Raw genomic sequence first — 18,891 nt, forward strand, 5'->3', positions numbered from 1 at the left:
GATCGATGACTTATGGTTTTGCTCCGCTGCTTCCACTGATGTTCTTTGTGCCGCTTCTGGTCGTCGCGGCGCTGTTCATCGGCTATGGCCTATGGCGAAAGATACGCGGCGCCTGGCTGCGCGCCCTCGCCTTGGCCGCACTCGCCCTGGCGATCGCCAATCCTTCCATCTTCGTCGAACTGCGTGATCCGCTCTCGACGATCGTCGCGATCGTGGTTGACCGCAGCCAGAGCCAGCAGAATGGCGACCGCACCGAGCAGACCGATCGTGCGATCGAGGGCCTGAAGGCGCGGCTGGCGGCGATACCGCTGATCGAGCCGCGCATCGTCGAGGCCAAGACCGATCCGGCGAGCGTCTCGCCGGCGACCAACCTCTTCACCACACTTACGACAGCGCTGTCCGATGTTCCGCCAGCGCGCATCGGCGGCGCCATCTTCGTGACCGATGGCCAGATCCACGACGTGCCCGACGTCAGCCGCAAACTGGGTTTCGACGCCCCGGTTCATGGCCTGATCACCGGCAAGCCTGATGAGTTCGACCGGCGCGTCGAGCTCATCAACCCGCCGCGCTTCGGCATCGTCGGCGAAGAGCAGAAGCTCTCATTCCGGGTTGTCGACGACGGCGCCGCACCCGGCGGGACCGCGGAAGTCAGCATCCGCCTCAACGGCAACGAAATCGCCCGGGAACGGGCCGAGCCGGGGACCGACGTTCCCTTCAGCTTCAAGGTTACGCGCGGCGGCAACAACGTGCTGGAATTCGCGGTGGATGCGGTTCCAGGCGAAGTGACCACGACCAACAACCGTGCGGTCCATGTGCTCGACGGCATTCGCGAGAACCTGCGCGTGCTGCTTGTGTCCGGCGAGCCTCATGCCGGTGAGCGTGCCTGGCGCAACCTTCTGAAATCCGACGCCGCGGTCGATCTCGTGCACTTCACCATTCTGCGTCCGCAGGAAAAGCAGGATGGTACGCCGATCAACGAACTGTCGCTGATCGCGTTCCCGACGCGTGAACTGTTCGTCGACAAGATCAACGAGTTCGACCTGATCATCCTCGATCGCTACCAGCATCGTGGCCTGCTGCCGATCCTCTACTACGACAACATCGCGCAATATGTGGAGAACGGCGGCGCGCTTCTGATTGCCGCCGGGCCGGAACATGCCGGCGACGATTCGATCGCCGCAACGCCGCTCTCGGCCGTGCTTCCGGCCGCGCCCACGGGTGTGATGAACGAGAAGGCCTTCTTCCCCCGCCTGTCGGAGGAAGGGAAGAAACATCCGGTAACCCGCGGCCTTGAAGGCTCCGATAGCGAGCCGCCGCACTGGGGCCGCTGGTTCCGCACGGTCGATGTCGACAGGCCTGAGGGCAATACGGTGATGGAAGCGGCCGACGGCAAACCGCTGCTCGTGCTCAACCGTGTGGGCAAGGGCCGCGTCGCCATGCTGCTCTCCGACCAGGGCTGGCTTTGGGCCCGCGGCTTCGAGGGCGGCGGTCCGCATGTCTCGCTCTATCGCCGCACCGCCCATTGGCTGATGCAGGAACCCTCGCTCGAGGAAGAGGCGCTGACGGCACGCGCCCGGGGCCGCACGCTGGAAATCACCCGTCAGACGATCGACGGCGACCCCGGTCCCGTTTCGCTCGTTTCGCCGTCGGGCCAAAAGCAGGACGTGAAGTTGACCGAGCGCCAGCCGGGTCTCTATTCGGCAGAACTCGCCACGACCGAGACCGGCCTGTTCGAGATGGCCAATGGTGAACTCACGGCCCTTGCCCATGTCGGCGATCCCAATGCGCCCGAGTTCAAGGCGGCGATCTCGACCGAGGACAAGTTGCGCCCGTGGGCGGAGAAGACCAAGGGACTGGTGCGGCGTCTCGCAAGCGCCGACGGGCCGCTCGATCTGCCGACGGTTCTGCCGGTCAGAGGCTCGATACGTTCGGCCGACGATCAGCGTCTCTCCATCCGCATGACCGACGAAACCGTGCTGAAGGGCATCAACTCGCTGCCGCTGTTTACCGGCCTCCTCGGGCTTGCGGCACTGCTCTTCCTGATCTCCGCCACCTGGTATCGCGAGGGACGATGACCGATCAGACCGTCGTCGTCAGCAACCTTCGCGACACACCGCATTTCTTCGATGCCGTGGCCGATCGCATCTGGCGCGCCTGGTGGGAGCAGCAGGGGTTTCCTCTCAGCCATATTACCTGCCTGCTCCAGGACAGCCTCACCGAAGACGCAGAATCCCTTTGCCTGGTGGCGCATGACGGGGATCGCTTCGTCGGCACCGCCTCGGTAATTGCTTCGGACCTCGAGGAGCGACCGGATCTCACCCCCTGGGTGGCGGCCGTCTGGGTCGACCCGCCGTTCCGCGGCACCGGCATCGGCGGCGACATCGTGCTGAGGGCCGCCCGTGCGGCCCTCGATGCCGGCGCGGAGGCCGTGCATCTCTGCGCCCTTCCCGGCAAGCGCGCCTTCTACGAGCGCCTCGGCTGGCGGCTCGATGAAAAGGACGTGGGCGAGGATCGCCTCGACGTCTTCAGCATGCGCCGCACCTGAAAGGTTTTCGATGTTCGAGGTAACGGACGCGCCTCCGCCCGAGGCGCTGGAAGCGATCGGCAATGGCCTCACAGCCTTCAATGCCGCCGATGTCGGCCCGTCGGAGCGGCGACCGCTCGCCGTGCTCGTCGGCGGTCCCGAGGCGAAGGGGCAACGCGGTGGCTTGAACGGCTACACCGGCTGGGGCTGGCTCTTCGTGCAATGGCTGTGGCTGCCGGAGGATCTTCGTGGCCAGGGCCTTGCCGGCAAGCTGCTTCAGGCGGCGGAAGACGAAGCTCGACGCCGCGGCTGCCACAATGCCTGGATCGACACCTTCAACCCGCAAGCCCGGCGCGCCTACGAACGCCAGGGCTACGAGGCGTTCGGCGAATTGCCGGATTTCCCGATCGGCCGCACCCGGGTCTTCCTGAAGAAATCGATCGTCTCCGGCTAGAGCGCCGTGCGTTCAATTGAACGCACAAAGTACGTTCCAGCACTTTGGATCTAGAGCATCTTTCCACCTGAAAGCGGGATGCTCTGGTCTCAGACCGCGAGCTGCAGCTCGAGCGGCACGGCGGATGCCACCGCATCGTCCCGCCAGCCGATGATACCGGCGAGGCCGGCATGCACGCCCTCGGCCATCGGCACGACGAGCACGCGGGCGGGATCGACCGGTCCCGGAAATTCGAGCGCACCGTAGCGCACCTTCTCGAAACCGAGCGGCTGATAATAGGGCGGATCGCCAACGAGGATCACCGCCTCCGAACCCTGCCGCCGCGCCGCTTCGACGGCGATGCGCACGAGCTCCCGGCCGATACCCATGTTCTTGTGCGACGGCCGTACGGCCAGCGGCCCAAGCAGATGGCCCTTGATCGATCCTGCCATCACAGGCGTCATCCTGACCGAAGCGATGGTCTCGCCGTTGTCGGCACAGATGAAGGACAGCGACCGATCATGCGGCCCTTGCTCGCGGATGCGCGCGGCCGCCCGGGCAAACCGGCCGGGGCCGAAGGCTTCTTCATTGATGATTTCGATGGCTGCGTCATGGGACGCGTCTTCGGTCAGGTAGACGAGATCGTGCTTTTTCATGGGATCGAGAAACCAGGCATGCGAACAGACATAGGGATGGCTTCGCCCGAAGCGGGCGTTGGCAGCATCAGCGTCGTCGCAGGTTTCCCGAGAACATCATCAGTGCGGTTTCTTCCAACACGAAAAAAGTTGTGAGATCGCCGATATCAGAAAAATGCCCGCTGTCAAAGTCTAAAACGCACTGTTCGGATTTCGCCATCTATCGGACGCCGCTGGAAGCGCTATCTATGAGCGCAAGGATCACGAAGGAGATTTCAATATGGGCAGGTTGGTGGACGGCGTCTGGCAGGACGTCTGGTACGATACCGTGGCAACGAACGGCCATTTCAAGCGCAGCGCTTCGCAGTTTCGCAACTGGGTGACGGCAGACGGGTCCGCGGGCCCGAGCGGCGACGGCGGCTTCAAGGCGGAGGCCGGTCGCTATCATCTCTATGTTTCGCTCGCCTGCCCCTGGGCGCACCGCACGCTGATCTTCCGCAAGCTGAAGAAGCTGGAGGACCTCATTTCCGTTTCGGTCGTCGATCCGCTGATGCTCGCCCAGGGCTGGGAGTTCAAGGACGGTGGCATCGGCACTGGCGACCATCTCTTCGGATCGAAGGCGCTGTGGCAGGTCTATGCCCGTGCCGACGCCCACTATTCCGGCCGCGTGACCGTACCGATTCTCTGGGACAAGCAGCAAAACACCATCGTCTCGAACGAATCCTCCGAGATCATCCGGATGTTCAATTCCGCCTTCGATGGCCTCACCGGCTCGACGACCGACTTCTACCCGGAAGAACTGCGCGCCGAAATCGATGCGTTGAATGCCGACGTCTACAACGACGTCAACAACGGGGTTTACAAGGCCGGCTTCGCCACCACCCAGGCCGCCTACGAGGAGAGCGTTGCCGCGCTCTTTGCCCGGCTCGACAAGCTGGAAGAGCGCCTCGCGTCGCACCGCTATCTGACCGGCAGCCGCCTCACCGAGGCCGACTGGCGCCTGTTCACCACGCTGGTGCGTTTCGATCCGGTCTATGTCGGCCACTTCAAGTGCAACATCCGCCGGATCGCCGACTATCCGAACCTGCAAGGTTACCTCCGGGAGCTTTACCAGGTCCCGGGCGTGGCCGAGACCGTCGATATGCGCCACATCAAGGAGCACTACTACCGCAGCCACACGACCATCAACCCGACCGGCGTCGTGCCAGTGGGTCCGGTGCTCAACCTCACCTCCCCGCACGGACGCGAGAGGCTGTAGACCGATTGTTCGAGCGGCTGGACCGCCTCTACCAGTGAATGTCGAAGGCAGCGCTGCCGGCGAGTTCCGCAAGCCGGCGACGCGTCGCCGGCGTGGTATCCTCCGGCAGCGCATCGAGCGCGAAGAAGCCGCTCGCGGCGATCTCCAGATCCGGCGTCTTCGGCGCGGTCTGCCTGACGCCGTCGCAGCGGTAGAAGACGACATGGTCGCGGCGGCTCGTGCGCCTGTTGTAGTAGACCTGGATGAGCACCGGCGGCGCCGTTGCCTCCAGGTTTCCCTCTTCGCGCAGCTCCCGCAGCAGCCCGTTAATCGAGGCTTCGTCGCGATCGAGCCCCCCACCCGGCAGGTGCCAGCCCGGCAGATAGGAATGGCGCACGAGAAAAACCCGGCCCTCGTCATCGAAACAGGCAGCGCGAACGCCGATCGTCATGCCGCGCGCAAGGGCGTAATAGCCATGCGCGAGCCGCATCAGGAGCCGGAGATACCAGCGCCGCATCTCCGGTGGCCGTTCCTCGTTCAGTCGTCTCGTCCTTCCCATGTTTTCGGCCCGCACGCGATTCATCGGGCGACCTGATTCCCCTCGGCCGGAATATGCGCTAGACGGGGGCGATGTTCAAACTTGCCCATATCTCCGATGTCCATCTCGGGCCCCTGCCCGAATTGTCCTTAAGGGAGCTCGCGTCGAAGCGCATCACCGGTTTCGTCAACTGGCACCGCAACCGCAGCCGGCATCTCTTTACCGGCACGCTCGACACGCTGCTGGCGGATATCGAGAAGAAGGATCCTGACCATCTGGCGATGACAGGCGATCTCGTGAACCTCGCGTCTTCGCTTGAGATCAAGGCAGTGACCGAATGGCTGACGGATGCCGGCAAGCCGGAGAACATTTCCATCGTTCCGGGCAACCATGACGCCTATGTGCCGGGCGCCTACGAAAAGACCACCCGTGCCTGGTATCCCTACATGCGGGGCGACGATGCGCCGGCTCATTGGCACGACCGGCACCGTTGCTTTCCCTATATGCGGGTGCGCGGACCGGTCGCGCTGATCGGCTGCTCGACCGCTGTCGCAACGCCCCCCTTTGCCGCAAGCGGCTATTTCGGCCAGCGGCAGGCACGCGCGACCGTCAACATGCTGCGGGCCGCCGGCGAAGCGGGCCTCTTTCGCATCGTCATGATCCACCACCCGCCGATCCGCGGCGCGGCCTCGATGCACAAGCGCATGATCGGCATCCGCCGTTTCGCCGCGACGATTTCCTCGGGCGGTGCGGAGCTCGTGATCCATGGCCACACCCATCTCAACACCGTCTACTGGCTGAAGGGCCAGAATGCACCGGTCCCGGTCGTTGGCATCGCCTCGGCCTCGCAAGGCCCGGGCGGCCACAAGCCGCCAGCAGCCTATAACCTCTTCACCATCACCGGCGAGCCGGGCAATTGGCAGCTGACGCGCGAACGCTATGCGCTGAACGGCGATGCAACGACGGTGACACTCGCCGAAACGACGCGTTTCTGAAGCCGTCAGGCGGGCCACTTCGCAGAATATTCATCGCCCGGCGAATATTTTCCCGCATTCATGCGTCATACCCCAGTCGTGCGCCGCCCGCTGGTGGTGTGCATTGTCTTCTGGCATGCTTCGTGGCTGAAGCCGCCCGACGGCGGCTCACCTCCTTTCGGAGCGTCAAGGACACGCGATCATTTTGAAACGACGCGCGGGCTTTCAAGGGCATGCGCGAAGAACGGGAGATGGCATGATGTACCGAAAGGCCCTGCTTGGCGCCCTGATTGTGGCCGGCGCAACCAGCTTCATGGCGCAGGCCGTGATGGCAGCCGGCGAAGACACCAGCGAACCGCCCACGAAGACCAAGACGACCAGCGAATGCACGGATGGCAAGGTGTGGGACGCAAAGAAGAATGCCTGCGTCAACGCCAAGAAAAGCGACCTCAGCGACGATATCCTGTTCCAGGCCGCCCGCGAGCTCGCCTATGCCGGCCAGTATGAAAATTCCATCAAGGTACTCGGCGCGGTCAAGGACCAGAAGAGCGCCCGCGTCCTCAACTATCTCGGCTATTCCAACCGCAAGGCCGGCCGCATGGAACTCGGCATGCAGTACTACAAGCGCGCGCTCCAGGCCGACGAGAACTACATTCTCGCGCGCTCCTACATGGGCCAGGCGCTGATCGAACAGGGACACGTCGAGGAAGCACGCGTGCAGCTCGTCGAGATCCGCGATCGCGGCGGCGAAAACACCTGGGCCTACCGCGCACTGTTGCAGTCGCTTGGCGGCGTCCGCCAGTACTGACCCGACGGGAGCACGGACGGCGCCCGGCGCCGCCCCGATCGCAGCGCCAAACGACAGAGCGCCGAGCGCGCAAGAGACGCGCCGGCATCTAGCCCTTCTTGGCGCCTCCGCTGGTGCCACTTGCAATAGGCGCGCTCTCGTTCTTCTTCTCCGACCATTCCGGCGGCAGACCGAGCGCGCCACCGGCGATGCCGCCGAGACCGGATCCTTTGCCGAAAACGGCGCAATTGGGATCGGAGGGCTTTCCGGTCACCGCATAGGCGACGCTGTTCTTGACGTTCTTCATCGAAGGCAGTTCGAAATCGGATTTCATCGGGTCACCCGATTTTTCCAGCAACGCACTGAAATCGCCCGAAAAATCTCCGGCAAGCTCAAAGGCGTCGGCTGCCGTCGATGCGCGGGAACCATTGGTGAGGATGTTGGCACCGCGCGCCCATGTCAGCCCGGCGATCTGCTTGCCCCGCGCGTCGAAAGCCTCCGCCTCGACTGCGAGACTTCCGAGACCGATCGGAATGCGCGGAACCGGAACGGGAGCGACCGCCGAGGTGACGGTCGACACGCCCGCAACAACGGCATTTGTCGATTTGACCTTGCTGATCACGGAGCGCACGGCCATATCCGCCGGCTTCGATATCGGCACGATATCGAATTGCGCACTCAGTGCTTCGCAGAGCGACCGGTCGATCGCCGTCGCCACCAGTTTCTTCTGCGGATCTCCAAGCTTGTCGAGATCGGCATTGGAAGCGAAGGTCGTCGGGATCACGTGCACCGTCTTCACGTTCTTGGTCGAGGCGGCATCCACCCGATACTTCGTCTTGGTCACCATCCCGTCGCTGGCGACGAAATCCTTGTAGGACGATAGCGATCCGGTTTCCATGACCTGAGCGCTCTGGCATGCGGCAAGCCCCGCAAGCAGCGGAACCACCGCACCAATGCGCATAGCCATGGCTCCTCGTCGAAGCTGGGCTCGGCCCCATCGGCCGCCCCCGATCCGGGCGGCATTCATTCTCTTGCTACGATGCTGTGTGTTCATTGGCGTGTCCCCGACATCGACTTGCAGTTGTGCGATGAGGTCCGGCCAGATTCGGGCCGAACTTTGACGCGATCTCGGGGCACGGGTGCAGTTTACGGTAACGAAGTCCTCGGTTAACGGCCGCCAGCAAGCAAAAGCTTTTTGGGAAAAGACGCTATGAAGCAGCAGAATTTGCTTCCCGTTCCGGCACTTCCCTTGCAGACTAAGGGGCAAATGTTTCATATCATCCGGCTCGTGCCTCGCACCGCGAATAAATGCACGATCCGGCACGTTTCATTTGGAAGAGCAATGCGTCCAGCGGCAGAAACGAAGGACTTCAGACGCGACTTGGTCAGTCTCCTGCCCAAATTGCGTCGGTTCGCGATGACGCTGACGCGCAACGCCAATGATGCCGACGACCTGGTCCAGGAAGCCTGCGAGCGCGCGATCACGCGCAGCCACCTGTGGAACGGAGAAGGCCGGCTGGAAAGCTGGGTCTATGCGATGACGCGCAACCTCTGGGTCGACGAGATTCGCAAGCGCAAGGTCCGCGCCGGCAGCGGCACGGTCGATGCGCTCGGCCAGGACGAGCTCAGCATCGAGGCTTCGGCCGAAAAGGCCGTCTACGCCAACCAATTGCAGAAGATGATCCTGTCGATGCCCGAAGGCCTGGCGAGCGTGTTCCTGCTGGTCAACGTCGAAGGCCATAGCTACCGCGAGACGGCCGACATCCTCGGCATTCCGATCGGCACTGTCATGAGCAGGCTGTCGACGGCGCGCCTCAGGCTTGCCGCCATGATCTCCGAGAATACCGAAAGGAGGGCCTGACCGTTGCAACAGACAAAGGGTCACGCACTCGAAGTTCGCCTATCCGCCTATATCGACGGCGAGATCGGCGAAGCGGAACGAAATGAACTCGACGCGCTTCTCGCCCGCGACGACGACGCCAAGGCTTTGTTCGAAAAGCTGAAAGCCGGCAGCAGCTTCGGCGATACGGCTTTTGAGGATTTTCTGCACGATCCCGTGCCGCTGGCCCTGGTGCGACAGATCAAGCAGGGTCCCGGTGTCAGCCCCAAAACCGAACGCGTGACGGCGACAGCCGCCAACGTCAGAAACGTGCGCATCTGGCCGCGCGTGCTTGCCGCATCGGTTGCACTGATGCTGCTCGGCGGTTCGGCCGGCTTCGTCATCGGCACGGCAAACAATGTGGGCGAACCGGCCGAAGTGGCTGCAGCGCGCGGCTGGCTGGACGATATCGCCGACTACCACCGCATCTATTCGCGCCAGAAAGAGCATCTCGTCGAGGTCCCCGCCTCCGAGGCTCCCAAGATCGAGACCTGGCTTGCATCCAGCGTCGGCGTTCCCTTCAAGATTCCGCAGCTTGGCGGCAAGGGCCTGACCTTCGAAGGCGCCCGCCTGCTAGTGGCCAACGGCAAACCCGTGGCACAACTCGTTTACCGCAGCACTGAGGGCGAGATCTTTGCGATCTGCTTCCTCAAGAATACCACCGGCCCGCAGTCGAACGATTTTGACGAGAGCATCCGCGATGATCTCGGCATGGTCTCCTGGCAGAGAGGTGGCGCCTCCTTCGTGCTCGTCGGCCCTTCCGCCCATGTCGGGATGCAGGATATCGCCGAGGCCGCCGCCGCGACGATCTGAGTTCACGCCTTCAAAGCTTAGCTTTGCCGCAACCAACACGAAAATTCTGGAACCGCCCCCTTGGCAACACCAGTTGCCAAGGCAGATTTCGCTGCCATGAAAAGCAGACATCGGCCGCGGTCGGCAGAGAGCATAATTCCTGCGCCCATATTTGGATCAAGCAGAAATTTGTGTAGGCAACCAAACGGTTACACCTGCGACCACGTCGCAAAATACATATATCGCGATGGCCAAATATTGAGTCTGAATTGCAGCGTCACAGCTCCCGCAAAATTGGCAAAAATCGGCAAGAAAAAACCAAAGGTTGACATTGCAATACTTTACCTCTATCTCTGGCAAATCGATATTTGCTTGCTAAGCTTTGGTTACCGCGCATCTAGCAACCGCGCCCTGAACGAACCTTCCTTTCAAAAATCGCTATCACCATCCGCAGCGCTCCCGCGTCGCGGTCGTTCAATATGCTATGAGAGGGTTCTTCATGACCACCGGCACAGTTAAATGGTTTAATTCCACCAAGGGCTTCGGCTTCATTCAGCCTGACAACGGCGGCCCGGACGCCTTCGTCCACATCTCCGCCGTCGAACGCGCTGGCATGCGCGAAATCGTCGAAGGCCAGAAGGTCTCCTACGACATGGAGCGCGACAACAAGTCGGGCAAGATGTCGGCCTGCAATCTTCAGGCGGCCTGAATCGGTATCGGCTCTCCCTTGACCACGGATGTACTGGCACTGCCGAGAGCATGATACCCATCAAGGTCAGGCAATATGCCTGGCCTTTTTTATTTCCGCGCATCGAATGCACGTTCCCGCGACTGCGTTGCACATCGGGAATGACGTGACTGCCGTCGACGCACCTGTAAGATCGGGATCCCCCATGACAGAGACCCACACGAAATCGCGCCAGCGGGCCGAGATTGCCTTTGCCAAGGAGCAATCGCAATTTTTTGCCCGAGGCAGCGCAGTCGAGGAACTCGACGCCATCGTCCAGGCTCGCGAAGAGAAGACCTCGCGCCTGCGCGAAGCCCGCCTGGCGAAGGAATTGCAAGATCGTCTGGCGGGTGCTGCCGCCCCCGTTTCGAAACGCGTCAGAAAAACCTGACCTTCAGTCAGCGTGACGCTTCAACTGGAAGAGAGACTTGAGAAACATCAGAAACAGTGAACTCACCGACCGTCGCAGCGCCGCTGCCGATGCGAAGAAGGCGCTTCTTGACGCCTACCGCGCGGCAAAGGAAGCCGCAGAACCGACCCAGCTCGCCCGCCAGGCCGAGCGTCAGGCAGTCGCTGCGGCCCGCGAGGAACGGCGCGCTGGTCGTGAACGGGCGAAGGCCGAGGAGCGCGAGCGTTTGGAAGCCGAGGCGGCAGAGCGCGAGGCCGCAGTTACAGCCGCTGCCAGAGCCGAAATCGAAGCACGCGAGGCCGCTGAGAAGAACCGCATTTCGCGCGTGATCGAGGACGAGGCTGCGCGCAAGGCCGAACGCGACCGGCGCTACGCCAACCGCAAGGCGCGACAGGCATAAAGGCAACTTACGGCCAGCGCGCCGCCATGCCAGGCTGCAACTGGGCGCTGCCTCAAAGATTGATCGAAAACGCCGCGCGTCCGTTGAGGGCGCGCGGCGTTTTTTTAAGATCAGCCGCGCTTCATTTCCAGAACGCGGTTGGCAGCCGAAACGATCGCTTCGAGCGAAGCGGCCACGATATTGGTGTTGATACCGGCACCGAACAGCTTGCCGCCTGGATGCTCCATCTCGACATAGGCGATGGCCGCCGCGTTCGAGCCATGCTGAAGCGAATGCTCGGAATAGTCGGCAACCGAGAGATCCACGCCGAGATAGATCGACAGCGCGTTGATGAACCCGTCGATCGGGCCGGTACCCTTGCCTTCGATGCGCTTCACCTCGCCATTGTCGGTGATCTCGGCCGCCACCACGCGCACGCCCTTGTGTTCGCCCACGGGATAGGTGTGGTGATCGACGAACTTGATGCGCGCGCCCGGCTGCTCGACATAGCGCTCGATGAAGCGCTCGTGGATGCGCCTGGAGGGCACCTCCTTGCCTTCCTCGTCGGTAATGCGCTGGATGTCCTCGCGGAACTCGACCTGCAGATTGCGCGGCAGGTTGATGCCGTAATCCTCCTGCAGGATGTAGGCGATGCCGCCCTTGCCCGACTGCGAGTTGATGCGGATGATCGCCTCGTAGGAGCGGCCGACATCGCGCGGGTCGATCGGCAGATAAGGCACTTCCCAGAGCGGCTTGTTGGCCGTCTTGATCGCCTTCATGCCCTTGTTGATCGCATCCTGGTGCGAGCCGGAGAAGGCCGTATAGACCAACTCGCCGACGTAAGGATGGCGCTCCGGAATGACCATCTGGTTAGAATATTCGTAGACTTCCTTGATCCGCTCGATATCCGAGCAGTCGAGCTGCGGGTCGACGCCTTGCGTGAACATGTTCAGCGCCAGGGTGACGACGTCGACGTTGCCGGTGCGCTCGCCATTGCCGAACAGGGTGCCTTCGACGCGGTCGGCGCCGGCCATCAGGCCGAGCTCGGTGGCGGCGATGCCGGTGCCGCGGTCGTTGTGCGGATGCAGCGAAATGATCAGGTTTTCGCGATTGTCGAGGTTGCGGCACATCCACTCGATCTGGTCGGCATAGATGTTCGGTGTCGCCATCTCGACGGTCGAGGGCAGGTTCAGGATCAGCTTGTTTTCGGGAGTCGGCTTGACGATTTCGGTGACCGCATTGCAGATCTCCAGCGCCACTTCGAGTTCGGTGCCGGTAAAGCTCTCGGGCGAATACTCGAAGCGGTAGCCGCCACCGGCCTTGGCCGCCATGTCGGTGATCATCTTGGCAGCGTCGGTGGCAATCTGCTTGATGCCGGCGACGTCCTTGGCGAAGACCACGCGGCGCTGCAATTCACTGGTGGAATTGTAGAAATGCACGATCGGCTGGTGGGCGCCCTCGAGCGCCTCGAAGGTGCGGGTGATCAACTCGGGCCGGCACTGCACCAGCACCTGCAGCGACACGTCCTTGGCGACGTTGCCCTCCTCGATGCACCAGCGGGCAAAGTCGAAGTCGGTCTGCGAGGCCGAGGGGAAGCCGATCTCGATTTCCTTGAAGCCCATGTCGAGCAGCAGCTGGAACATGCGGGCCTTGCGATCGTGACCCATCGGGTCGATCAGCGACTGGTTACCGTCGCGCAGGTCAACCGAGCACCAGATCGGCGCCTTGGTGATCGTCTTCGACGGCCAGGTGCGGTCGGTGAGTGCGATCTGCGGGTAAGGCTGATACTTCACCGACGCTTCCGGCATGCCGTTCTTGATGGAATGGGACTTCTGGATCATTGCAGCTTCTCTTCATCACTGAGCGCTCTGGCAGCATTGCCATAACCGATCGGGGACCGGATTGCGATGGCAAATGCCGCGGCGGGCGCGCCTTTGTCCTAAAACTCTATGGGGGTCGAGGAGCATCCGCCGGCGTGGCTTTTCGGCCGCCGGGCGCTCCTCAGCGAACCCGGCAACCGCGAGTAAGGCCGAGAAGAAGAAGCGATGCGAAGGCGCGCGACGGCGCACGATTGTCATCGTGTCCGGCGGGGATCGAGGCGATCCGATATGCGTCAGCCTTGGTCATGGTCAAAGCCTATACACGGCTTGCCGAACCGGAGCAAGCGGCACAATGCGCGCAGGTCGCTGCAAAAGAAAAGGGCACCGCCGCGATGCCGGTGCCCTTCATATCCGTTCGGCTGAAGCGAACTCAGATGTCCGCAGCCGAGGTGATGATGCGCGACACGAGACCATAGCTCTTGGCCTCTTCAGCCGACAGCCAGTAATCGCGCTCGGTGTCCTTGGCGATCTTTTCGACCGTCTGGCCGGTCGCTTCGGAGAAGATCTTGTTGAGGCGCTCGTTCATCTTGATGATTTCGCGTGCCTGGATCTCGATGTCCGAAGCCATGCCGCGGGTGCCGCCCGACGGTTGGTGAAGCAGGAAGCGGGTGTTCGGCAGGCAAAGGCGACGCTCCTTGGGAACGCCGACATAAATCAGCGCGCCGGCGGATGCGACCCAGCCGGTGCCGATCGTCCAGACCTTCGGCTTCACGAACTTGATCATGTCGTGAATGCTGTCGCCGGATTCAACGTGGCCGCCCGGCGAACTGACGAAGAGACGGATGTCCTCATCGCTGGCCGACGCAAGCGCCACGAGCTGCGAGCACACTTTCTGCGCCAGTTCCTGGGTGATCGTGCCGTAGATGAAAATCGAACGCGACTTGAAAAGGTTCGCCTCCGTTTCCTTGCCGAGCGGCAATTCGGTCTTCTTGTCGTCCTCGTCGTCGTTGTCGTACATCCGTGTTTCTCCGGCGTCTCATGAAGTCTTCAGTCAAAGTCAGATAATGCGACTCGACGCCGAAGACAATGCAACAAACCGAAGCGGCGACAAAGCGGCAAGGCGCACTTCGCTTATGGTAAAAACACCTACCGCCAAATGCCGTATAGACAGGTGGACAAAGGCCAATAAAATCAACCGCGCCAAACATTCAGAACGGGGCCATCCTCCCAGGCCTCGCCGATCCATGGGGACACGCATGAACAGACGCATCCTGATTGCTGCCGCGGCGCTGATCGCTTCCGCCGCCCCGGCCTTCGCCCACCTCAACCCGGAAGAAAACGGCTCGTTTGCGGCCGGCTTCTCGCATCCGCTCTTCGGCCTCGACCATATCCTCGTCATGGTCGCCGTCGGCCTCTGGGCCGCCCAGATTGGCGGCCGGGCACTGTGGATCGTGCCGACGGCCTTCGTCTCCATGATGGCGGCGGGCTTCGCGCTCGCCATGGCCGGCGTCGGACTGCCCTTCGTCGAGCCGGCGATCTTGGCCTCTGTGGTCGCACTCGGCCTGCTCGTCGCCATGGCGGTGCGCCTCGACACCGCTGCATCGGCGGCCATCGTCGGCGTCTTTGCCCTCTTCCACGGCCACGCCCATGGCGGTGAGCTTGGCAGCGCCGGGGCACTCGCCTTCTCGGTCGGCTTCATTGGCGCGACCGCAGCGCTTCATGTAGCCGGCATCGGTCTCGGCATCGCCCTTCAGCGCCTTTCCGGCGGCAACGTGCTGGCGCGCATCCTCGGCGGGCTGACTGCAGTTGCGGGTGCAGCCCTGATCTTCGGCTGAGATCAGGAAACGTGCAGCACGGACGCATTATCTTTCTGAACGGCACGTCCAGTTCCGGAAAATCCACGCTGGCAAAGGCGCTCCGGGAAATCCTCCCGGAGCCCTTCTGCTACTATGCGTCAGATCAGCTTGCCGACGCCGGCTTTCGGGTGCTCAAGCGTGGCATGCACCATGGGATGCGCGGCGAACGCAACAGGTTCTTCGACGGATTTCACCGCTCGATTGCGGCTTTCGCCGGGGCCGGCAACGATCTGATCGTCGAGCATATCGTCGAGGAGAAAAGCTGGTCCGACGAGATCAGAAAACTGACAGCACATCTGGACGTCTTCTGGATCGGCGTTCATGCGCCTATCGAAGACCTTGAGCGTCGCGAGCGCGGCGATCGCACGATCGGTGAAGCCCGGTTTCACCTCAAGACGCATGCCCACTGCAACTACGACCTCGAAGTGGATACGCACGAACCAACCGATCAGGTTGCCGCGCGCATCGCTGATGCCTGGCGCCAACGCCGGGCTTTCAAGCCGTAGCGGAGACCCCGCTTTTTCCCTTACCCGCGACCGCGATAGGTCGGCACGCCCTGATCGGGAAGCCACAGGCCCTCCGGCGGCTTGCCGGTCTGCCAGAAGACGTCGATCGGGATACCGCCACGCGGGTACCAATAGGCGCCGATGCGGAGCCAGCGTGGCGAAAGCAGCGAGACCAGCCGCTGGGCGATCTCGATGGTGCAGTCCTCGTGGAAGGCGCCGTGGTTGCGGAAGGAGTGCAGGAACAGTTTCAGCGACTTCGATTCCACCAGCCACTCATCCGGCACATAGTCGATGACGATATGGGCGAAATCCGGCTGCCCGGTCATCGGGCAGAGCGAGGTGAACTCCGGCGCGGTGAAGCGCACCAGATAGTCCTTGCCCTTGTTGCCGCTCGGCACCCGCTCCAGCACCGCCTCTTCCGGGCTTTGCGGCAGGTCGACCTTCGCGCCCAATTGCGAGAGGCCAGATACGTCAGTCTTGCTCATTTGCCTGTTGCTCCGTGAGAACATCCGCGCGTGGGTTCGGTCGATACCGGCTTGCGCCCTCGCCGACCCGCTCCGTTTGCGGCCCTTAAATCAGAACTGCCTTAAGAAGGAAATCTTCTCGCAGTTCAAGCGATATCGCCCGTTTGTGTTTTCAATGGCGCGCTGACGTCGTCTTGACGCGCACGCCGTGCGCCTTCTCGCCCTCGGGCTCCACGTGGATTGCAATTTTTGCGCCCGGATGCACCACCCGGATCGCATCCTCGATCCGGTCGCAGATATCGTGCGCCTCGCCGACCGGCATTGCTTCCGGTACGACCATGTGGAAGTCCACAAAGATGGCCGGACCGGCCTGACGGGTCTTGAGATCGTGCACGCCGAGCGACCCCGCGGCATTGGCGGCGATCGCCTGCTTGATCGCCTCTTCCTCTTCACCCGAAACCGCCCGGTCCATCAAGCCGTCGATCGAACGCGAGATCACCATCCAGCCCTGGAAGAGGATGTTGCAGGCGACGACGACGGCGAGCAGGGGGTCGAGGATCGCGTAGCCGGTCGCGATGGCAAGCACGAGGCCGACGAGAACGCCGATCGAGGTGACGACATCCGACAGGATATGGTGACCATCGGCACTCAGCGCCGGCGAGCGATGGTTGCGGCCGGCTGTGATCAGCACATAGGCCCAGATGGCGTTGACGACACCCGCGGCGAAGTTGATCGCCAGGCCCAGAGCCGGCGCTTCCATCACCACCGGCGCCATGATCGCCGGCACCGCTTCCCAGACGATCAAAAGAGCTGCAACGACGATCAGCACGCCTTCGATGACGGCTGAAAAATACTCCGCCTTATGGTGGCCAAAGGGATGGCCGGCATCCGCCGGCTTGGAAGCATAACCGATCATCAGATAGGCGATCACTGCAGCGATCACGTTGACCGTGGATTCGAGACCATCGGACAAAAGGGCCACCGAGCCGGTGAGCCACCAGGCAAGAAGCTTCAGCCCCAGCACGGCCAGAGACAGCGGAATGCCCCAAAAGGCAAGCCGCAGGACGGTTCTGTTGTCGGACGCAGACATTTTTATCATTCCCTATGCAGATGCAAACGAGTTGCAAACGCAAGCCCATTGAAACGCAAAACCGCCCGCGCGAATTTCGCGCAGGCGGTCTATCGCTAAGCATATGAGCGATTGGGCCCCGCTTGTCAAAGCTTGGTTCGGCTGGCTCCGGTTTCTCCGCAGGCAATGACCTCGAGGGCCAACAGCTTGGCTTCGATTTCGTCGCCGTCGGCAACCTTGCTACCCCGGCCAATGAAGAAGAACACGACGGCTGCGGTCGCAACCGTGATGCCAGTCAGCAGCCAAAGCAAGGCACTGAACGCATCGCCATAGGCGTGGAGGAGAACGACGTGCGATGTCTGCGGTGCAAGCAGCGCTGCGTCCGTAAGGTTGCCAGTCACGACGCGCTGGGCCATTGCAGCGGCATTCGCGCCGGCCTCCGGCCCCAGGTTCGAAGCGGTGAGCGCGGAGAGAACTGCGCTCACGATCGCGAGCGCAACCCCCTCGCCTGCGACACGCGTGGTGCTGAAGATCCCCGTCGCCATGCCCGCGCGCTCCTTCGGCACGACGCTGACGGCAAGCCCGTCCATCAGCCCCCAGGGCAGGCTGATGCCAAGTCCTATCAGCAGCAGAGGTGCGAGCAGCACGGTCGGCTCGGAACCCACCGGAAACCGGCTTAGCCAGAAGAGCCCTGCCGCCGAGAACAGCAAGCCCGCTCCACAGATCGCTGCCGGCGTGAACCAGCGCGTCAACAGGCCTGCGGCAATTGGCAGGATCAGAAGCGGCGCAGACATCGCGATCATCATCTGGCCACCTGAGACCGCGCTCATGCCCTCGATACCGATGAAACGCACGGGAAGCAGGATGAGTAGGACGACGAAGCCATAGGCGGGAGCTGCCGCAAGCAATTGCACGCCGACGAAGCGTGGATAGCGAAAAAGCGTCAGATCGAGCATGGGCCGCGCGACCGACCACTCGATCCGCCAGAAGGCCAGAAAGAAAAGTACGGAGGCCGCGAACATGGCGACCACGAGCGGGTGGCTCCAGCCGCTTTCCGGTGCCTGCAAAATGCCGAAGGTGAGCGCAGTCAGCGCCGCGGTGAAACTCGCAGCTCCCTTCCAGTCGAGGCCGGTGGCATCCGGATCCCACGTCTCCCGCATGAAAACCGCTCCGAGTGCCAGCGCCAGGCCAGCAAGAGCAACGACGAGCAGGAAGATCGCGGGCCACCCGAAGGCCTCGACCATCAGGCCCGAGGCGATTGGCCCGAAGGCGAGGCCGACGCCGAAGCTGGCGCCAACGAGGCTGAAGGCTCTCAGCCGCTCGTTTCCTTCGAACTCCTGGGCGAGCGAGGCCATGCCGCCGGAGAAGGCGGCGGCTGCCCCTATCCCTTGAAGCGCTCGCAACACGTCGAACCAGACGATATTGCCGGCGAATGCCAGAGCAGCCGAGAACAGCAGGAACGCGGCAAGACCGCCGAGGAAGACGCGCTTGCGACCGAAACTGTCGGCAACTGCGCCTGCCGCCATCAGCGAACTGCCGAAGGTCAGCATGAAGGCATTGGTGACCCAATTGAGCGCGATCGGATCGGCGCCGAGGCTGCGGCTGATCGCCGGCAACGCCACGGCTGGTCCCGTGAAGGTGAGCGGCATCGCGGCCGCCGCGCAGCAAACCGCGAGCAGCACGAACCGGCGTCCGCGCCCGTCTTTGAACTTTTCTCTCATATCGTCCATCCGTTGGAGCAAAGGAGATACCCACACAGACTTCCTGGAAACCTGCAGCTGGACGTCCGCCGCTTGGGCATCGATTGACGAATGCAGGATAGTTTCGCCATAATCGGCTGAGAATTGTGCCAAGAGGACAGG

Annotated in this window: 21 protein-coding genes; 13 read left to right on the forward strand and 8 right to left on the reverse strand. The window is 62.6% G+C overall.

What is annotated here, in order from left to right:
• Positions 1-5 precede the first annotated feature (5 nt).
• Genes AC3WWH_RS16625 through AC3WWH_RS16635 form a run of 3 tightly spaced genes read left to right on the forward strand, consistent with a single transcriptional unit; the run spans position 6 to position 2,978 of the window.
• Entirely contained in the window at positions 6-2,075 is a 2,070-nt protein-coding gene (locus tag AC3WWH_RS16625; protein WP_058321140.1) for a hypothetical protein, read from the forward strand.
• The gene (locus AC3WWH_RS16630) at positions 2,072-2,545 is read left to right on the forward strand and encodes a GNAT family N-acetyltransferase (protein WP_058321141.1); all 474 of its coding nucleotides are present in this window, start codon (positions 2,072-2,074) and stop codon (positions 2,543-2,545) included. Before AC3WWH_RS16625 ends, AC3WWH_RS16630 begins: the two co-directional genes overlap by 4 nt.
• 10 nt (positions 2,546-2,555) lie before the next feature.
• Entirely contained in the window at positions 2,556-2,978 is a 423-nt protein-coding gene (locus tag AC3WWH_RS16635) for a GNAT family N-acetyltransferase (RefSeq protein ID WP_058321142.1), read from the forward strand.
• Positions 2,979-3,067: 89 nt separating this feature from the next.
• Here AC3WWH_RS16635 and AC3WWH_RS16640 read toward each other — a convergent pair whose 3' ends face one another.
• Positions 3,068-3,613 carry a GNAT family N-acetyltransferase gene (locus AC3WWH_RS16640; protein ID WP_058321143.1) on the reverse strand — a complete coding sequence of 182 codons (546 nt, stop codon included), beginning with the start codon at positions 3,611-3,613 and terminating at the stop codon, positions 3,068-3,070.
• A gap of 259 nt (positions 3,614-3,872) precedes the next feature.
• Between AC3WWH_RS16640 and AC3WWH_RS16645 the strand changes: the two genes are divergently transcribed.
• On the forward strand, positions 3,873-4,850 hold the full coding sequence (locus AC3WWH_RS16645) for a glutathione S-transferase family protein (protein ID WP_058321144.1): 978 nt from the start codon (positions 3,873-3,875) through the stop codon (positions 4,848-4,850).
• 28 nt (positions 4,851-4,878) lie between these two features.
• Here AC3WWH_RS16645 and AC3WWH_RS16650 read toward each other — a convergent pair whose 3' ends face one another.
• The gene (locus AC3WWH_RS16650) at positions 4,879-5,388 is read right to left on the reverse strand and encodes an NUDIX domain-containing protein (protein ID WP_058321196.1); all 510 of its coding nucleotides are present in this window, start codon (positions 5,386-5,388) and stop codon (positions 4,879-4,881) included.
• 71 nt (positions 5,389-5,459) lie between these two features.
• On the opposite strand from AC3WWH_RS16650, the gene AC3WWH_RS16655 reads away from it, so the two are divergent.
• Together AC3WWH_RS16655 and AC3WWH_RS16660 are read left to right on the forward strand one after the other, a co-directional pair.
• Positions 5,460-6,362, forward strand: coding sequence for a metallophosphoesterase family protein (locus AC3WWH_RS16655; protein WP_057253082.1), 903 nt, complete (start codon positions 5,460-5,462; stop codon positions 6,360-6,362).
• Between the two features lie 235 nt (positions 6,363-6,597).
• A complete protein-coding gene (locus AC3WWH_RS16660) occupies positions 6,598-7,149 on the forward strand; it encodes a tetratricopeptide repeat protein (protein ID WP_058321145.1) in 552 nt (183 codons plus the stop codon).
• 88 nt (positions 7,150-7,237) lie between these two features.
• Here the strand turns inward: AC3WWH_RS16660 and AC3WWH_RS16665 are convergent, their stop codons facing one another.
• Positions 7,238-8,095, reverse strand: coding sequence for a DUF3313 domain-containing protein (locus AC3WWH_RS16665; protein ID WP_162727966.1), 858 nt, complete (start codon positions 8,093-8,095; stop codon positions 7,238-7,240).
• Between the two features lie 375 nt (positions 8,096-8,470).
• Here AC3WWH_RS16665 and AC3WWH_RS16670 point away from each other — a divergent pair, with 375 nt between their 5' ends.
• The 5 genes from AC3WWH_RS16670 to AC3WWH_RS16690 all read left to right on the forward strand — a co-directional run bounded on the left by AC3WWH_RS16670 (position 8,471) and on the right by AC3WWH_RS16690 (position 11,335).
• Positions 8,471-8,989: an RNA polymerase sigma factor gene (locus AC3WWH_RS16670; protein ID WP_057253076.1), complete on the forward strand. Its 519-nt coding sequence runs from the start codon at positions 8,471-8,473 to the stop codon at positions 8,987-8,989.
• A 3-nt stretch (positions 8,990-8,992) separates the two neighbouring features.
• Complete coding sequence (locus AC3WWH_RS16675) at positions 8,993-9,820, forward strand: anti-sigma factor family protein (protein ID WP_058321147.1); 828 nt, start codon at positions 8,993-8,995, stop codon at positions 9,818-9,820.
• A 478-nt stretch (positions 9,821-10,298) separates the two neighbouring features.
• A complete protein-coding gene (locus tag AC3WWH_RS16680; RefSeq protein ID WP_053248201.1) occupies positions 10,299-10,508 on the forward strand; it encodes a cold-shock protein in 210 nt (69 codons plus the stop codon).
• 184 nt (positions 10,509-10,692) lie between these two features.
• Positions 10,693-10,917: a hypothetical protein gene (locus AC3WWH_RS16685; protein WP_058321148.1), complete on the forward strand. Its 225-nt coding sequence runs from the start codon at positions 10,693-10,695 to the stop codon at positions 10,915-10,917.
• Positions 10,918-10,954: 37 nt separating this feature from the next.
• Positions 10,955-11,335, forward strand: coding sequence for a DUF6481 family protein (locus AC3WWH_RS16690; protein ID WP_058321149.1), 381 nt, complete (start codon positions 10,955-10,957; stop codon positions 11,333-11,335).
• Between the two features lie 110 nt (positions 11,336-11,445).
• On the opposite strand, the gene leuA is transcribed toward AC3WWH_RS16690, so the two are convergent.
• Together leuA and AC3WWH_RS16700 are read right to left on the reverse strand one after the other, a co-directional pair.
• Positions 11,446-13,155: a 2-isopropylmalate synthase gene (gene leuA, locus AC3WWH_RS16695; RefSeq protein WP_058321150.1), complete on the reverse strand. Its 1,710-nt coding sequence runs from the start codon at positions 13,153-13,155 to the stop codon at positions 11,446-11,448.
• Between the two features lie 409 nt (positions 13,156-13,564).
• Positions 13,565-14,152 carry an ATP-dependent Clp protease proteolytic subunit gene (locus AC3WWH_RS16700; RefSeq protein ID WP_057253064.1) on the reverse strand — a complete coding sequence of 196 codons (588 nt, stop codon included), beginning with the start codon at positions 14,150-14,152 and terminating at the stop codon, positions 13,565-13,567.
• Positions 14,153-14,390: 238 nt separating this feature from the next.
• On the opposite strand from AC3WWH_RS16700, the gene AC3WWH_RS16705 reads away from it, so the two are divergent.
• Together AC3WWH_RS16705 and AC3WWH_RS16710 are read left to right on the forward strand one after the other, a co-directional pair.
• Positions 14,391-14,969 carry a HupE/UreJ family protein gene (locus AC3WWH_RS16705; protein ID WP_057254325.1) on the forward strand — a complete coding sequence of 193 codons (579 nt, stop codon included), beginning with the start codon at positions 14,391-14,393 and terminating at the stop codon, positions 14,967-14,969.
• 11 nt (positions 14,970-14,980) lie between these two features.
• Positions 14,981-15,496, forward strand: a complete 516-nt coding sequence (locus tag AC3WWH_RS16710; RefSeq protein WP_057253063.1) for a chloramphenicol phosphotransferase CPT family protein — start codon at positions 14,981-14,983, stop codon at positions 15,494-15,496.
• A 20-nt stretch (positions 15,497-15,516) separates the two neighbouring features.
• Here AC3WWH_RS16710 and queF read toward each other — a convergent pair whose 3' ends face one another.
• The 3 genes from queF to AC3WWH_RS16725 all read right to left on the reverse strand — a co-directional run bounded on the left by queF (position 15,517) and on the right by AC3WWH_RS16725 (position 18,750).
• A complete protein-coding gene (gene queF, locus AC3WWH_RS16715) occupies positions 15,517-15,981 on the reverse strand; it encodes a preQ(1) synthase (protein ID WP_057253061.1) in 465 nt (154 codons plus the stop codon).
• Between the two features lie 151 nt (positions 15,982-16,132).
• Entirely contained in the window at positions 16,133-17,050 is a 918-nt protein-coding gene (locus AC3WWH_RS16720; RefSeq protein WP_058321151.1) for a cation diffusion facilitator family transporter, read from the reverse strand.
• 125 nt (positions 17,051-17,175) lie between these two features.
• A complete protein-coding gene (locus AC3WWH_RS16725) occupies positions 17,176-18,750 on the reverse strand; it encodes an MFS transporter (protein WP_197417261.1) in 1,575 nt (524 codons plus the stop codon).
• Positions 18,751-18,891 lie beyond the last annotated feature (141 nt).

The sequence above is a fragment of the Ensifer sp. EB106-03-01-XG145 genome, from assembly GCF_058792075.1.

Coding starts and splice junctions, on each gene's coding strand:
- AC3WWH_RS16700 (WP_057253064.1), bottom strand. CDS start 14,152: ATGTACGACAACGACGACGAGGACGACAAGAAGACCGAATTGCCGCTC.
- queF (WP_057253061.1), bottom strand. CDS start 15,981: ATGAGCAAGACTGACGTATCTGGCCTCTCGCAATTGGGCGCGAAGGTC.
- AC3WWH_RS16665 (WP_162727966.1), bottom strand. CDS start 8,095: ATGGCTATGCGCATTGGTGCGGTGGTTCCGCTGCTTGCGGGGCTTGCC.
- AC3WWH_RS16680 (WP_053248201.1), top strand. CDS start 10,299: ATGACCACCGGCACAGTTAAATGGTTTAATTCCACCAAGGGCTTCGGC.
- leuA (WP_058321150.1), bottom strand. CDS start 13,155: ATGATCCAGAAGTCCCATTCCATCAAGAACGGCATGCCGGAAGCGTCG.
- AC3WWH_RS16630 (WP_058321141.1), top strand. CDS start 2,072: ATGACCGATCAGACCGTCGTCGTCAGCAACCTTCGCGACACACCGCAT.
- AC3WWH_RS16650 (WP_058321196.1), bottom strand. CDS start 5,388: ATGGGAAGGACGAGACGACTGAACGAGGAACGGCCACCGGAGATGCGG.
- AC3WWH_RS16725 (WP_197417261.1), bottom strand. CDS start 18,750: ATGAGAGAAAAGTTCAAAGACGGGCGCGGACGCCGGTTCGTGCTGCTC.
- AC3WWH_RS16685 (WP_058321148.1), top strand. CDS start 10,693: ATGACAGAGACCCACACGAAATCGCGCCAGCGGGCCGAGATTGCCTTT.
- AC3WWH_RS16670 (WP_057253076.1), top strand. CDS start 8,471: ATGCGTCCAGCGGCAGAAACGAAGGACTTCAGACGCGACTTGGTCAGT.
- AC3WWH_RS16705 (WP_057254325.1), top strand. CDS start 14,391: ATGAACAGACGCATCCTGATTGCTGCCGCGGCGCTGATCGCTTCCGCC.
- AC3WWH_RS16635 (WP_058321142.1), top strand. CDS start 2,556: ATGTTCGAGGTAACGGACGCGCCTCCGCCCGAGGCGCTGGAAGCGATC.
- AC3WWH_RS16655 (WP_057253082.1), top strand. CDS start 5,460: ATGTTCAAACTTGCCCATATCTCCGATGTCCATCTCGGGCCCCTGCCC.
- AC3WWH_RS16625 (WP_058321140.1), top strand. CDS start 6: ATGACTTATGGTTTTGCTCCGCTGCTTCCACTGATGTTCTTTGTGCCG.
- AC3WWH_RS16720 (WP_058321151.1), bottom strand. CDS start 17,050: ATGTCTGCGTCCGACAACAGAACCGTCCTGCGGCTTGCCTTTTGGGGC.
- AC3WWH_RS16640 (WP_058321143.1), bottom strand. CDS start 3,613: ATGAAAAAGCACGATCTCGTCTACCTGACCGAAGACGCGTCCCATGAC.
- AC3WWH_RS16645 (WP_058321144.1), top strand. CDS start 3,873: ATGGGCAGGTTGGTGGACGGCGTCTGGCAGGACGTCTGGTACGATACC.
- AC3WWH_RS16660 (WP_058321145.1), top strand. CDS start 6,598: ATGATGTACCGAAAGGCCCTGCTTGGCGCCCTGATTGTGGCCGGCGCA.